The sequence below is a fragment of the Rhodoferax sp. P1_F3 genome, from assembly GCF_056405715.1.
In genome coordinates this window covers 95,143-107,478 of record NZ_JBFUBO010000009.1, presented here as the reverse complement: position 1 = coordinate 107,478, position 12,336 = coordinate 95,143, and the positions used below count along the sequence as shown (strand labels likewise).

Below are 12,336 nucleotides of genomic sequence, written 5' to 3'. Positions count from 1 at the left end.
AAAGGTCCTAAGAGCTGAACAGGAAGTTCATCACGTCGCCATCCTTGACGACGTATTCCTTGCCTTCGGCGCGCATCTTGCCCGCATCCTTGGCGCCTTGCTCGCCCTTGTGGGCGATGAAGTCGTCAAACGCGATGGTCTGGGCGCGGATGTAGCCCTTCTCGAAGTCGGTGTGGATCACGCCAGCCGCCTGCGGCCCGGTGTCGCCCACATGGATGGTCCAGGCGCGGACTTCCTTCACACCGGCGGTGAAGTAGGTTTGCAGACCCAGCAGCGTGTAGGCCGAGCGGATCAGGCGGTTCAGGCCGGGTTCGGACTGCCCCAGCTCTTGCAGGAATTCGAGCCGATCGGCATCTTCCATTTCCGACAGCTCGGCTTCGATCTTGGCGCAGATGGCCACCACGGGCGCGTTCTGCTTCGCGGCAAAGGTTTTCAGGCGGTCGAGGAAAGGATTGTTCTCAAAACCGTCTTCCGACACGTTGGCCACGAACATCGCGGGCTTGGCGGTGATCAGGAAGAATTGCTTCAAGAGCGGCTGCTCTTCCTTGCTGAAGTCCAGCGTGCGCACGGGCTTGGCCTCGTTCAGCGCGGCCTGGCATTTCTCCAGAATCGCCACCAGCTTGATGGATTCCTTGTCGCCCGAGCGGGCTAGCTTGGTCACGCGGTGCAGGGCTTTCTCCACCGCGCCCAGGTCGGCCAGGCACAGCTCGGTCTGGATCACTTCGATGTCGGCGATGGGATCGACCTTGCCGGCCACGTGAATCACGTTGTCGTCTTCAAAGCAGCGCACCACATTGATGGTGGCGTCGGTTTCGCGAATGTGCGCCAGGAACTTGTTGCCCAGGCCTTCGCCGGTGCTGGCGCCGGCCACCAGGCCGGCAATGTCCACAAACTCCACGATCGCCGGCACGATGCGCTCGGGCTTGACGATCTCAGACAGCTGTTGCAGCCGCGGATCGGGTACTTCCACCACCCCCACATTGGGCTCGATGGTGCAAAACGGATAGTTTTCTGCAGCAATGCCCGCCTTGGTCAGGGCGTTGAACAGGGTACTTTTCCCCACATTGGGCAGGCCTACAATGCCACACTTCAAACTCATAACAAACCTCTAAAAACTGGGTGCCAAGTGTATGCCATACCTGCTTTCGCGCCCGTTGCTGGCCCTGGCACTATGGCTTGCCGCCACTCTGACACCGGGTTGGGCCGCCGCTGCAGCTGGCGTTGACGCCTTGGTTTTGGGCAATGGCAACACCCAGTTCGAACTCGATGAGCCGGTGCCCACCTGGCTGGACAGCAACGAGCGCACCACGGCGCAAGAGGTGGCCAGCAATCCCAAAAACTTTGTCCCCACGCCCGCGCTGCAGCGCCATGCGCTGACTGCGAACAACAGCCTCTGGATTCATCTGCGCCTAGTGCGCGCAGCCGGCAACACTGAGCGTTGGACGCTGAACATTCCGCTGCCGTTTGTGGACCAGGTCACGCTGTACCAGCGCCGTACCGATGGCAGTTGGGTAGGCCAGTCCGCGGGTGACCAACTGCCCCAATCCACCTGGGCCAGGCGCGGCCTGTACCCCGAATTTGAGCTGGACCTGCCCAGTGGTGTACCGCAAGACCTGTACTTGCAGGTGCGCAACTTCAAACACCTGAGCATCCCGCTGCGGCTGGCCACGGGCCCCGAGCGCGAAGCCCAGCGCCTGCTGGAAATCACCAGCCTGGGGCTGGTGCTGGGCACGCTGATCACCTTGGCGGCGCTGTCCATCATTCGCCACTTGGAGTACCGCAATCGCTTTGACATGACGGCCGCGCTGTACGGCCTGCTGATTGCGGCCTCGGTGGCGCAAATCAATGGCGTGCTCAACGCGCTGCTGTGGAGCAACATGACCACCTGGGCCGACTACGCCAACAGCGTGATGCCGGCCCTCGCCGTGGGTGCCTCGCTGCTGTTTGTGCGGCGGCTGTACGCGCTGTCCACGCACTTTCACCAGTACGACAAGGTGCTGGGCTTTATCGCCTGGACCACGCTGGGCTCGGTGCTGACCTATGTGGTGCTGGACCGCCCGCTGGCCGACCAACTGGGCGCCGCGGTCCTATTTGTGGCCACCACCGCCGGGCTGGGGGCTACGATTCTGAGTTGGCGCGGTGGATCGCAGATCGGCACCTGGCTGCTATTGGCCTATGTGCCCCAGTTTCTGGTGCTGCTGCGTCTGGTAGCCGAGGCCTTTGGCCTGGTGCCCACCTTTTGGCAGCTGCGCTACCTGATGTCCATGGGCGTGGCGCTGTCGGTCCCCACGCTGATCTATGCACTGAGCCGCGCCACCCACGACCGCAAGGAGCTGGCCCTGCGCGCCGAGCAACTACCCACGCAAGATGCGCTGACCGGCCTGCTGACCGAGCAGACCTTCCAGTCCCATCTGGGGGACGCCTACCAGCGGGCAGTGGACAACCGCGAGCCCACGGCGCTGGTGCTGGTGAGCGTGATCAACCTCGAGCACATTCGCGCCAGCAGGGGCAACCCGATTGCCGAACAGTGCCTGCTGCGCGCAGTGATCAAGCTGCACCGCATCCTGCGCGATGTGGACCCCGCCGCACGCATGGGTACCGACCGCTTTGCCATGCTGCTCGAAGGGGTGGCCAGCCGCCAGGCACTGACCGAACGCCTGGTCAAGCTGGTGGCCTCGGGCCTGGTGCCGCTGCAGGGCCTGCAGCCCGAGGTGACGCTGCAATTCCAGGCCGCCTGCGTGCTGCTGCATGACAACCCGGTGCCTGCCGACCGGGTAATGCAGGATCTCTCCAAAGTGCTGGCCAGCATCTCGCCACGCACGCGCCGCCCCATCCGTTTTCTGGAGCCCGTGCCCACACTGGCTGCCCCCCTGGGCGATACGCCTGAAACCCCATGACCCAGCTCTCCTACGCCGCCTCCGCCCTGCGGGCCTTGCTGTTAACGACCCTGCTGGGGCTGCTAACCGCGGCACCCGCGCTGCACGCCGCGACCAACGCGGGAAGCGAGGGTCCAGCGCTGTTGCTCAACGGCGCCGACCCCACGCCGCAAGCGGGCGGCATGCTGGAAGTGCTGATGGAGACCGACCCTAGCGTGGGCATAGATGCAGTGGCCCGCAAAGCGCGCGGCAGCTTCTCGCCCGCCCTGGCGGACACTGTGTTTGCCCTGAGCGAAGGCAAGACCCTGTGGATACGCCTGCGCCTGCAGCGCGACAGCATAGCCACGCCCGACTGGACGTTGCACATCCCCCTGCCCTACCTGGACCACGCCGCCCTGTACCAGCTGGACCGCCGTGGCAACTGGGTCGCGCAGATCGCCGGGGACACCAACGCCGTAGAGCGCTGGACCCGTCCCTCGTTGTACCCGGACTTCAGCATCAACCTGAGCGAACCCGGCGTGCAGGAGCTGTTTTTGGAGGTCCGCAATTTCAAACCCATCGCGCTGCCGCTGCTGCTGGCCACTGCCGCCGCGCGCGACCGCCAGCACGAGGTGGAGTACGTATGGCTAGGCGTGCTGATGGGCGCGCTGCTGATGCTGATTGGCGTGTGCGGCATCCACTACCTGCAGGGCCGCAGCCGGGCCGAAGGCTGGTACACCGGCTACGCCACGCTGGTGCTGCTGGTGGTGAGCACCACCACGGGCCTGGCCGGCATGTGGCTGTGGCCCAGCTCGCCCATGTGGGCCAACTACGCCCACATGGCACTGCCGATTTTGGGCGTGGGCGCTACCGTGCTGTTTGTGCGCCATATGTCGTCGCTGGACGTGGGCTTTCCGCGGCTGGCCCGCACGCTGTATGCGTTTGGTCTCTCGGGCCTTCCCCTGGCCTTGCTGTGTGCGGCCATCGACCGGCGCGTGGCCGACTACTTCAATGCGGCGTATCTGGCAGCCGGACCTATGCTGGCGGTGGCAGCCACCGCGCTGGCCTGGCGGCGTGGCTATGCGGTGGGTAAATGGCTGTTTTTGGCCTACCTGCCGCAAGGCTTGGCGGTGCTGTTCATGGCGGCGCAGGTGCTGCACTTGGTACCCGCCTGGTGGGAGGCCCGCTACGTGATGGTGTTCTGCATCGCGCTGGCCGTGCCACTGCTGCAGCAGGCGCTGCAGACCCGGGCCCGCGAACGCCGCGAGGCGCAGGACCGTGCCGAAGCCCTGCCCACGCAAGATGCGCTGACCGGCCTGCTGACCGCTTCGCTGTTCCAACAGCAGGTGGAAACCGCACTCAACCGCGCCAAACACAACCGCGAGCCCTCGGCCATCGTGCTGGTGGATGTGGTGAACTTCAAGTACCTGCGCGATTCGTACGGCGACGCGGTGGCCGAGCAGTGCCTGCTGCGCGCCGCCGTCAAGCTGCACCGCGTGCTGCGCGATGTGGACCCGGCAGGCCGCGTGGGCACCTCGCGCTTTGGGATGGTGCTGGATGGCGTGACCAGCCGCCAGGCCTTGACCGAGCGCATGGTGCGCCTGATTGCGTCGGGACTGATTCCTCTGCCCGGCCTCAAGCCCGAGGTGACGCTGCAGTTCCACGTGGCCTGCGTGCTGCTGACGGAGCTGATCCCCGACAGCCAACGCATCTTGAACGAGCTGGGTGAGGTGCTCAAAGGCATTTCGCCGCGCACGCGCCGCCCCATCCGTTTTCTGGACCCAGCCATGACCTCGCCCTCGCCACTGAGCAGCCGGATGGGCCCGGCCACCGAAATACCGACTCAGCCGAACGTGTAGCCGCCCTGCACCGCCTGGCCCACCCGCAGCAATGTGCCTGCGCCCTGGGTGACGATGGCATTCATGCCAAAGGTGATGGCGCCGCCCACGCGTGCGTCCTGTCGGTAGGCCTGCAGGGCATCGCCCACGCCGGGGTGACTCTTGGCGGTTGCCGGGTCGATATTCGGAATCGGGCAGCGGGCACAGGGCTTGACCAACTGCAAGCGAGCCGCCACGGCACCCTCCACATCCAGACACTCCAACGGGCCCAGGTGGTCTTCGTCGTGCGCGGGCAGACCCGCCAGCACCACATTCGGCCGAAAGCGCAACATGCCAACGGTCGGGTGGTCCATGGCGGCCAGCCGGGTGTTGAGCTCTTCCATGGAGCTGTCGGTGGTGACCAGCACCGGGTAGCCGTCGGCAAACTGGGTGCTGGCGGCCACACCGTCCGTCCATTTGGTGCTGCAGGTGCGCTGCGCCGCGGGGTCAAAGCGCACCAGGCGGTGAGCGGGTGCGCCCAAAAAGGCTTGCAACCATTGGCCCACTGCAGGCCCCATGTCGAGGGCGTCCACCGTGTCGCTCCACACCTGCACGCGGGTGGCTGCACCTTCGGCCTGCAAGGGCACCGACACGTCGGGCATGCCGGGGGCGTGCAACACCAGTGTGTCGGCGCGCAGCTCGGGCTGCACCAGCGCCATGCGTGCGCATTCGCGCTGGGTCACAAACAGGCCGTTTTCGTCCACCACCATCCAGTGGCGGTCCCACTGCAAGCCGGTCTCCAGCAGCACGGCCTGGTCCACCGCCACGCCCGCAAAAGACTTCACGGGGTAAATCATCAGCTGGGCAATCTGCCCGCTCACATCGTTGGCGTCGTCGCTCATCGGGTTGTCCTTGTGGTTCAAGGCGTCATTGTGCACGGCCTCCTACAATGGCTGCATGGCCCAAACCTATGACATTTGCATCCGCGGCGCTGGCATTGTGGGGCGCACGCTGGCCCTGCATCTGGCGGCCAAACGCCTGCGCGTGGCGCTATGCGCCACCCCCACATCGGCCAGCCCCGCCGCCTCTAACGTGCGCGCCTACGCGCTGAACCAGGCCGCCCGCACCCTGCTGGAAGCCGTGCGCTGCTGGCCCGCCGAGTCCCAGGCCACGCCGGTGCAGCGCATGGAAGTGCATGGCGACGACGGTGCCACCGTGGTGTTTGACGCGGCCGACCAGGGCGTGGCCGCACTGAACTGGATTGTCGATGTGCCCGCACTGGAAGCCCAACTGGCCGAGGCCGTGCGCTACCAGCCGCTGATCGAGCTGGTCGACACGCCCGCCCCCGCCACGCTGACCGTGGTGTGCGAAGGCCGGGCCAGCCGCACACGCGAGGAGTTGGGCGTGGAATTTTCCATCACACCGTATAACCAAACGGCCATTGCGGCCCGTGTGGAATGTGCCCAGAGCCATGGCCAGGTGGCACGCCAGTGGTTTCACCAGGGCGAAATCCTCGCGTTGTTGCCATTGGGCGGCCCGGGCGGGAACTTCTGCGCTGTGGTGTGGTCAGTCAGTCCTGAGCGCGCCCACACCTTGCAAGCCTTGCCCGACATGAAATTTTCTGAAACCCTGCACACTGCCAGCCATGGCGCCGTGGGCAGCCTCACGCTGACCAGCCCGCGCCACACCTGGCCGCTGCAGCATGCGCTGGCCAGCCGCTGGAGCGGCAGCCATGCGAGTGGAACCTGGGTGCTGGCAGGGGATGCCGCCCACAATGTGCACCCGCTGGCTGGCCAGGGCCTGAACCTGGGCCTGGGCGATGTGGCCGAACTGGTACGCGTGCTGGGCGGTCGCCCCTACTGGCGCAGCGTGGCCGACCCCAAGCTGTTGCGCGCCTACGAGCGTGCCCGCAAGGCCGACTTCGCCCTGGTGGGCGGCGCCGGCGACGCGCTGCAGCAGCTGTTCGCCCACCCCCATGTGGCGGCCCAAGGCCTGCGCAACTGGGGCATGAACCAGTTCAATGCCCTGGGTGCCGTCAAGCACTGGGTGGCCCAGCGCGCCATGGGCACCCGCCCGCAGTGACCCTGCAGCCCCATCACATTTCTTTTTTGAGTACATCCCCATGAAAAAACTCCTCTCCCTCCTCGCGCTGGCTCTGACCCTGGGAGGCCTGGGCAACAGCGCGCTGGCCCAGGAGGCGACTATTCGTGACGCCATTGCCAAGCGCATTCCCCAGCTCAAAGACATTGACGAGGTGCGCAAGACCGAGATCCCAGGCATCTACGAGATCCGCGTGAACGGCACCGAGGTCTACTACACCGATGCCAAGGGCGACTACCTGTTCCAGGGCAACCTGTTTGCCACCAAAGGCAAGGACCTGCGCAACCTGACCGAGGAGCGCGTCAACAAGCTCACCGCGGTGAAGTTCGACAGCCTGCCGTTCAAGGACGCCTTCACCATCGTGCGCGGCAACGGTTCGCGCAAGATCGCCGTGTTTGAAGACCCCAACTGCGGCTACTGCAAACGCTTTGAGCGCGACCTGCAGAAGGTGGACAACGTGACCATCTATATGTTCCTCTACCCCATCCTGGGCGCCGACTCGGGTGAAAAGTCCAAGGCCATCTGGTGCGCCAAGGACAAGGGCCTGGCCTGGCAGGACTGGATGCTGCGCGAACAAGCCGCAGCGCCCGCGGCGGCCATGTGCGACGTGGCCGCGCTGGGCCGTAACGTGGAATTTGGCAAAACCTACAAGATCCAGGGCACGCCCACGCTGATCTTCCAGGACGGCAGCCGCGTCCCCGGCGCCATTGACGCCGCCCAGGTCGAAAAACACCTAGCGGCCACCAAGGGCTGATCCCGGCAGCGCACTCCGGAGTCGCAGGGCGGGCCCCTCTTTACTCCTGTTTTTATAGCTGCTCGCGCAGTATCCACGAGGGCTAGCGGCCTGTTTGACATGAAAACCTCCCCTACCACCCGCAAACCCGCCGCCCCGCTCCACTACCAGGTGGAGGTGCTGGACCCGGCCACCCACCTGTTCCAGGTCACGCTGACCGTGCCCATCCCCGCCGCCACACAGACCCTGCGCCTGCCGGTATGGATTCCGGGCAGCTACCTGGTGCGCGAATTTGCCAAGCACCTGCAAAGGCTGGAATGCCGCCAGGCCGGCAAGCGCGTGGCCGTGCTGCAGCAAGACAAAGCCACTTGGGAGGTGACGTGCACGCCTGGCACCCCGCTGCATGTGCAGTACGAGGTCTACGCCTTTGACAATTCCGTGCGCACGGCCTGGCTGGATGCCACACGCGGCTTCTTCAATGGCACCAGCCTGTTTTTGCAAGTGCCCGAACAGGCGGATGCCCCACACACCCTGAGCGTGGTGGCCAGTGAGGTGCTCAAAGGATGGAGCGTGGCCACCGGGCTGGAGCCCGTGCGCGTGACCAAGGCCGGCTTTGGCCTGTACCGCGCCGACAACTACGACACCCTGGTGGATTGCCCGGTGGAGATGGGCCCGTTCTGGAGCGGCAGCTTTGTGGCCTGCGGCATTCCGCACCGCTTTGTGGTGGCGGGTGCGCCACCCAGCTTTGACGGCGCGCAGCTGCTGGCCGACACCCAGGCCATTTGCGAGGCCGAGCTGCGCTTCTGGCACGGTGATGCCGTCGGCACCGACATCAAAAAAGTGAGCGCCTCGCGCAAGCAGGACGCGGGCCAGAGCCCGATTCCATTTAAAAACTACGTCTTCATGCTGAACGCCGTGCACGACGGCTATGGCGGCCTGGAACACAAAAACTCCACCGCGTTGATTTGCACCCGCAAGGACCTGCCGCGCCTGCCCCGCAGCACGCTGGCGCCCACCACGCACAAGCAGCCCGAGGGCTACACCACGCTCTTGGGCCTGATCAGCCACGAATACTTCCACACCTGGAACGTCAAACGCCTGCGTCCGGCCGAGCTGACCACCTATGACTACACGCAAGAGAACTACACGCAGCTGCTGTGGTTCTTCGAGGGCTTCACCAGCTACTACGACGACCTGCTGCTGCGCCGCGCCAAGCGCATCGACAACGCCACCTACCTCAAGCTGCTGACCAAGACCCTCAACCAGGTCAACCAGACCCCCGGCCGCCTGGTGCAAAGCGTGGCGCAAAGCAGCTTTGATGCCTGGGTGAAGTACTACCGCCAGGACGAAAACACCGCCAACGCCACGGTGAGCTACTACACCAAGGGCTCGCTGGTAGGCCTGTGCCTGGACCTGACGCTGCGCACTGAGGGCAAAACCACGCTGGACGCCGTGATGCGCGGCCTGTGGGCGCGCTGCGCCGGCGGCCCCATGGCCGAAGCTGACCTGCTGGCGGTACTGCAAGACCTGGGCGGCCGATCCTTTGCCAAAGACATCGCCCACTGGGTGCACAGCACCAAGGAGCTGCCCGTGGCCGAGCTGCTGGAGCAGCACGGCGTGCAGGTGAACCGCGAACCCGACCAGGTGGCGCAGCAACTGGGCCTGCGCGTGAAGGAAAACGGGGGCCTGTTTATCCAGCAGGTGCTGCGCGGTGGCGTGGCCGAGAAAGCCGGCTTTGCCGCCAATGACGAATGGCTGGCGGTGCAAACCGAGGGCGAACCCTGGCGCATGCAAACGTTGGACGACTTGACGCTGTACACCGGCAAAGCAAAAAAGGTCGGCGCGCTGGTGTCGCGCGACAAGCGCTTGATGAACCTATCGTTGACGCTGCCCGCCCCCACCACGGCCGTGCGCCTGTCCATCCGCGACGCTGCAGCCGTCGCAAAATGGCTGGACGGTAATTCTTGAAACCTGGAGACTTCCTCATGACTTACGAATGCATCACCACCCGTATCGAAGGCGACAAGGTCGCCATCATCACGCTGAATCGCCCCAAAGCGCTGAACGCGCTGAACGACCAGCTCATGGACGAGTTGGGCGCAGCGCTCAAGGGCTTTGACGCCGATCCGGCGATTGGCTGCATCGTGCTCACCGGCAGCGAAAAAGCGTTTGCAGCGGGTGCCGACATCACGGTGATGGCCAAGTTCAGCTTTGCCGATGCTTATAAGGGCGACTTCATCACGCGCAACTGGGAGACCATCCGCAGCGTGCGCAAGCCTGTGATTGCCGCGGTGAGCGGCTTTGCCTTGGGCGGCGGCTGCGAGCTGGCGATGATGTGCGACTTCATCATCGCCGCCGACAACGCCAAATTCGGCCAGCCCGAGATCAAGCTGGGCATCATCCCCGGCGCGGGCGGCACGCAGCGCCTGCCGCGCGCCGTGGGCAAGGCCAAGGCGATGGACCTGGCGCTCACCGGCCGCATGATGGACGCCACCGAGGCCGAGCGCGCCGGGCTGGTCAGCCGTGTGGTGCCACTGGACAAGTTGCAGGAAGAAGCCCTGGGCGCCGCGCTGCAGATTTCCGCCTTCTCGCAGGTCGCCACGATGGCGGCCAAAGAGGCCGTGAACCGCGCGTTTGAGGGCACGTTGGCCGACGGCATCGTGTTCGAGCGCCGCCTGTTCCACGCCCTGTTTGCCACCGCCGACCAGAAGGAAGGCATGGACGCCTTCGTAAACAAGCGCGCGGCCCACTTTACCCACCAATAAATTTTGGTCTATAATTCTGGGCTCCGGTCGTATAGCTCAGTTGGTTAGAGCGCAGCATTCATAATGCTGATGTCGGTGGTTCAAATCCACCTACGACCACCAGATTGAGAACCCGCAGTGCGCAAGCCCTGCGGGTTTTTCTTCGGCCCCACACGCCCTGCGTCGGTAAAATCGCAGCTTCTTCACAGCCTCTGGATACACACCATGAACCGCTGCGCTTCTCTCACCGCTCTGGCACGCGCCTGCTGCATCGCCACCCTCATGGCGGCGACCGCATGGCCCGCGCTAGCCCAGACCACGGCCGTGGTCGCCATCCGCCAATTCCCGCCCAAAGCTGTGCGCGGCACGCTGCTCGTCGTTGCCCCCCCTGAGGTGGTGATGGACGGCAAGAAAGACCGGTTGTCCCCAGGCTCGCGCATCCGCGGCTCCAACAACATCATGGTGATGTCGGGTGCGCTGGTGGGGCAGACCGTGGTGGTGAACTACACCCGCGAGCCCACCGGCATGATCCACGACGTATGGATCCTCAGCGCCGACGAGATCCGCCTGCTGCCCGTGCCGGCCCCGGCCCCCACCCAGCCCGTCATCACCCAGTAAGCGCCGCCGCGCTGCTTTTAAGCCAAAACGGCCTCTAGCCCTCGCGAACAGTGCGCGAGCAGCTCCTTTATTCATAGCATTTTCCCGGGGTACGCCATGTCCAAAAAAGTCTTTATCAAAACCTTTGGTTGCCAGATGAACGAGTACGACTCGGACAAGATGGCCGACGTGCTGGGTGCCGCGCAGGGCTACGAGCCCACACAGAACGTGGACGAGGCTGATCTGATTTTGTTCAACACCTGCTCGGTGCGCGAGAAGGCGCAGGAGAAGGTGTTCTCCGACCTGGGTCGCATCAAGCACCTGAAGAAAAAAGGCGTGCAGATTGGCGTGGGCGGCTGCGTGGCCAGCCAGGAGGGGGCCGAGATCATCAAGCGCGCGCCCTATGTGGACGTGGTGTTTGGCCCGCAAACCCTGCACCGCCTGCCCGAACTGCTGAACCAACGCGCTCTGCAAAACAAGCCGCAAGTGGACATCAGCTTCCCCGAGATTGAGAAGTTCGACCACCTGCCACCCGCCAAGGTAGACGGAGCGTCTGCCTTTGTGAGCATCATGGAAGGCTGCTCCAAGTACTGCAGCTACTGCGTGGTGCCCTACACGCGTGGCGAGGAAGTGAACCGCCCGTTTGAAGACGTGCTGGTAGAAATTGCCGGCCTGGCCGACCAGGGTGTAAAAGAGGTGAACCTGCTGGGGCAGAACGTGAACGCCTGGCGCCACACGATGGGCGGCACCAGCGAGATGGCCGACTTTGCGACGCTGCTGGAATACGTGAGCGACATCCCCGGCATTGAGCGCATCCGATACACCACCAGCCACCCCAACGAGTTCACGCCCAGCCTGATTGCGGCCTACGACAAGCTGCCCAAGCTGGTGAGCCACCTGCACCTGCCCGTGCAGCACGGCAGCGACAAGATCCTCATGGCCATGAAGCGCGGCTACACCGCCATGGAATACAAGAGCACCATCCGCAAGCTGCGCGCCATCCGCCCCGACATGTCTATCAGCTCCGACTTTATCGTCGGCTTCCCCGGCGAAACCGATGATGACTTCGCCAAGATGATGAAGCTGATTGTCGACATCGGCTTTGACAACTCGTTCAGCTTCATCTTCAGCCCCCGCCCCGGTACGCCCGCGGCCAACCTGCACGACGAAACCCCACACGAGGTGAAGCTAGCCCGTCTGCAGGAGCTGCAAGCCGCCATCAACGCCAACATCGCCCGCATCAGCGACCAGCGCCTGGGCACGGTGCAGCGCATCCTGGTGGAAGGTGCCTCCAAGCGCGACAACGGCGAACTCATGGGACGCACGGAGTGCAACCGCGTAGTGAACTTTGCCGGTCAGCCGCGCCTGGTGGGGCAGCTGGTGGATGTGCGCATCACCGAGACGCGCAGCTACACGCTGCGCGGCGAAGTGCTGACGCAGGAGTTGGCAGGCGCTTGAAGCGCGTAACAAGCCCTTACAAAACAACGGGC

General features: G+C 64.6%; 10 protein-coding genes and 1 tRNA gene. 9 read left to right on the top strand and 2 right to left on the bottom strand.

Annotated features, from left to right (window positions below; all coding sequences use genetic code 11):
- Positions 1-7: 7 nt before the first annotated feature.
- Positions 8-1,099, bottom strand: coding sequence for a redox-regulated ATPase YchF (ychF, locus tag AC1DZ5_RS15635; protein WP_477890647.1), 1,092 nt, complete (start codon positions 1,097-1,099; stop codon positions 8-10).
- A gap of 31 nt (positions 1,100-1,130) precedes the next feature.
- Here ychF and AC1DZ5_RS15630 point away from each other — a divergent pair, with 31 nt between their 5' ends.
- Positions 1,131-2,897: a sensor domain-containing diguanylate cyclase gene (locus AC1DZ5_RS15630; RefSeq protein WP_477890645.1), complete on the top strand. Its 1,767-nt coding sequence runs from the start codon at positions 1,131-1,133 to the stop codon at positions 2,895-2,897.
- The gene (locus tag AC1DZ5_RS15625; RefSeq protein ID WP_477890643.1) at positions 2,894-4,714 is read left to right on the top strand and encodes a sensor domain-containing diguanylate cyclase; all 1,821 of its coding nucleotides are present in this window, start codon (positions 2,894-2,896) and stop codon (positions 4,712-4,714) included. Before AC1DZ5_RS15630 ends, AC1DZ5_RS15625 begins: the two co-directional genes overlap by 4 nt.
- Here AC1DZ5_RS15625 and AC1DZ5_RS15620 read toward each other — a convergent pair.
- The gene (locus tag AC1DZ5_RS15620) at positions 4,699-5,574 is read right to left on the bottom strand and encodes an MOSC domain-containing protein (protein ID WP_477890641.1); all 876 of its coding nucleotides are present in this window, start codon (positions 5,572-5,574) and stop codon (positions 4,699-4,701) included. The genes AC1DZ5_RS15625 and AC1DZ5_RS15620 overlap by 16 nt on opposite strands.
- A 55-nt stretch (positions 5,575-5,629) precedes the next feature.
- Here AC1DZ5_RS15620 and AC1DZ5_RS15615 point away from each other — a divergent pair, with 55 nt between their 5' ends.
- The 7 genes from AC1DZ5_RS15615 (at position 5,630) to miaB (ending at position 12,304) form a co-directional block, all read left to right on the top strand.
- Positions 5,630-6,754 carry an FAD-dependent monooxygenase gene (locus AC1DZ5_RS15615; RefSeq protein ID WP_477890639.1) on the top strand — a complete coding sequence of 375 codons (1,125 nt, stop codon included), beginning with the start codon at positions 5,630-5,632 and terminating at the stop codon, positions 6,752-6,754.
- Between the two features lie 40 nt (positions 6,755-6,794).
- A complete protein-coding gene (locus tag AC1DZ5_RS15610) occupies positions 6,795-7,526 on the top strand; it encodes a DsbC family protein (protein WP_477890637.1) in 732 nt (243 codons plus the stop codon).
- Between the two features lie 99 nt (positions 7,527-7,625).
- Positions 7,626-9,473, top strand: coding sequence for a M61 family metallopeptidase (locus AC1DZ5_RS15605; RefSeq protein WP_477890635.1), 1,848 nt, complete (start codon positions 7,626-7,628; stop codon positions 9,471-9,473).
- A gap of 17 nt (positions 9,474-9,490) precedes the next feature.
- Positions 9,491-10,270, top strand: coding sequence for an enoyl-CoA hydratase (locus tag AC1DZ5_RS15600; protein ID WP_477890633.1), 780 nt, complete (start codon positions 9,491-9,493; stop codon positions 10,268-10,270).
- 25 nt (positions 10,271-10,295) lie between these two features.
- Positions 10,296-10,372 (top strand) — tRNA-Met (locus tag AC1DZ5_RS15595).
- A 102-nt stretch (positions 10,373-10,474) separates the two neighbouring features.
- Entirely contained in the window at positions 10,475-10,867 is a 393-nt protein-coding gene (locus AC1DZ5_RS15590; protein WP_477890631.1) for a hypothetical protein, read from the top strand.
- 96 nt (positions 10,868-10,963) lie between these two features.
- The gene (gene miaB, locus AC1DZ5_RS15585) at positions 10,964-12,304 is read left to right on the top strand and encodes a tRNA (N6-isopentenyl adenosine(37)-C2)-methylthiotransferase MiaB (protein ID WP_477890629.1); all 1,341 of its coding nucleotides are present in this window, start codon (positions 10,964-10,966) and stop codon (positions 12,302-12,304) included.
- The last annotated feature ends 32 nt before the right edge of the window (positions 12,305-12,336 follow it).

Excerpts from the sequence above, each read along its gene's own strand:
- ychF (WP_477890647.1), bottom strand. The coding sequence starts at position 1,099 with ATGAGTTTGAAGTGTGGCATTGTAGGCCTGCCCAATGTGGGGAAAAGT.
- AC1DZ5_RS15630 (WP_477890645.1), top strand. The coding sequence starts at position 1,131 with ATGCCATACCTGCTTTCGCGCCCGTTGCTGGCCCTGGCACTATGGCTT.
- AC1DZ5_RS15625 (WP_477890643.1), top strand. The coding sequence starts at position 2,894 with ATGACCCAGCTCTCCTACGCCGCCTCCGCCCTGCGGGCCTTGCTGTTA.
- AC1DZ5_RS15620 (WP_477890641.1), bottom strand. The coding sequence starts at position 5,574 with ATGAGCGACGACGCCAACGATGTGAGCGGGCAGATTGCCCAGCTGATG.
- AC1DZ5_RS15615 (WP_477890639.1), top strand. The coding sequence starts at position 5,630 with ATGGCCCAAACCTATGACATTTGCATCCGCGGCGCTGGCATTGTGGGG.
- AC1DZ5_RS15610 (WP_477890637.1), top strand. The coding sequence starts at position 6,795 with ATGAAAAAACTCCTCTCCCTCCTCGCGCTGGCTCTGACCCTGGGAGGC.
- AC1DZ5_RS15605 (WP_477890635.1), top strand. The coding sequence starts at position 7,626 with ATGAAAACCTCCCCTACCACCCGCAAACCCGCCGCCCCGCTCCACTAC.
- AC1DZ5_RS15600 (WP_477890633.1), top strand. The coding sequence starts at position 9,491 with ATGACTTACGAATGCATCACCACCCGTATCGAAGGCGACAAGGTCGCC.
- AC1DZ5_RS15590 (WP_477890631.1), top strand. The coding sequence starts at position 10,475 with ATGAACCGCTGCGCTTCTCTCACCGCTCTGGCACGCGCCTGCTGCATC.
- miaB (WP_477890629.1), top strand. The coding sequence starts at position 10,964 with ATGTCCAAAAAAGTCTTTATCAAAACCTTTGGTTGCCAGATGAACGAG.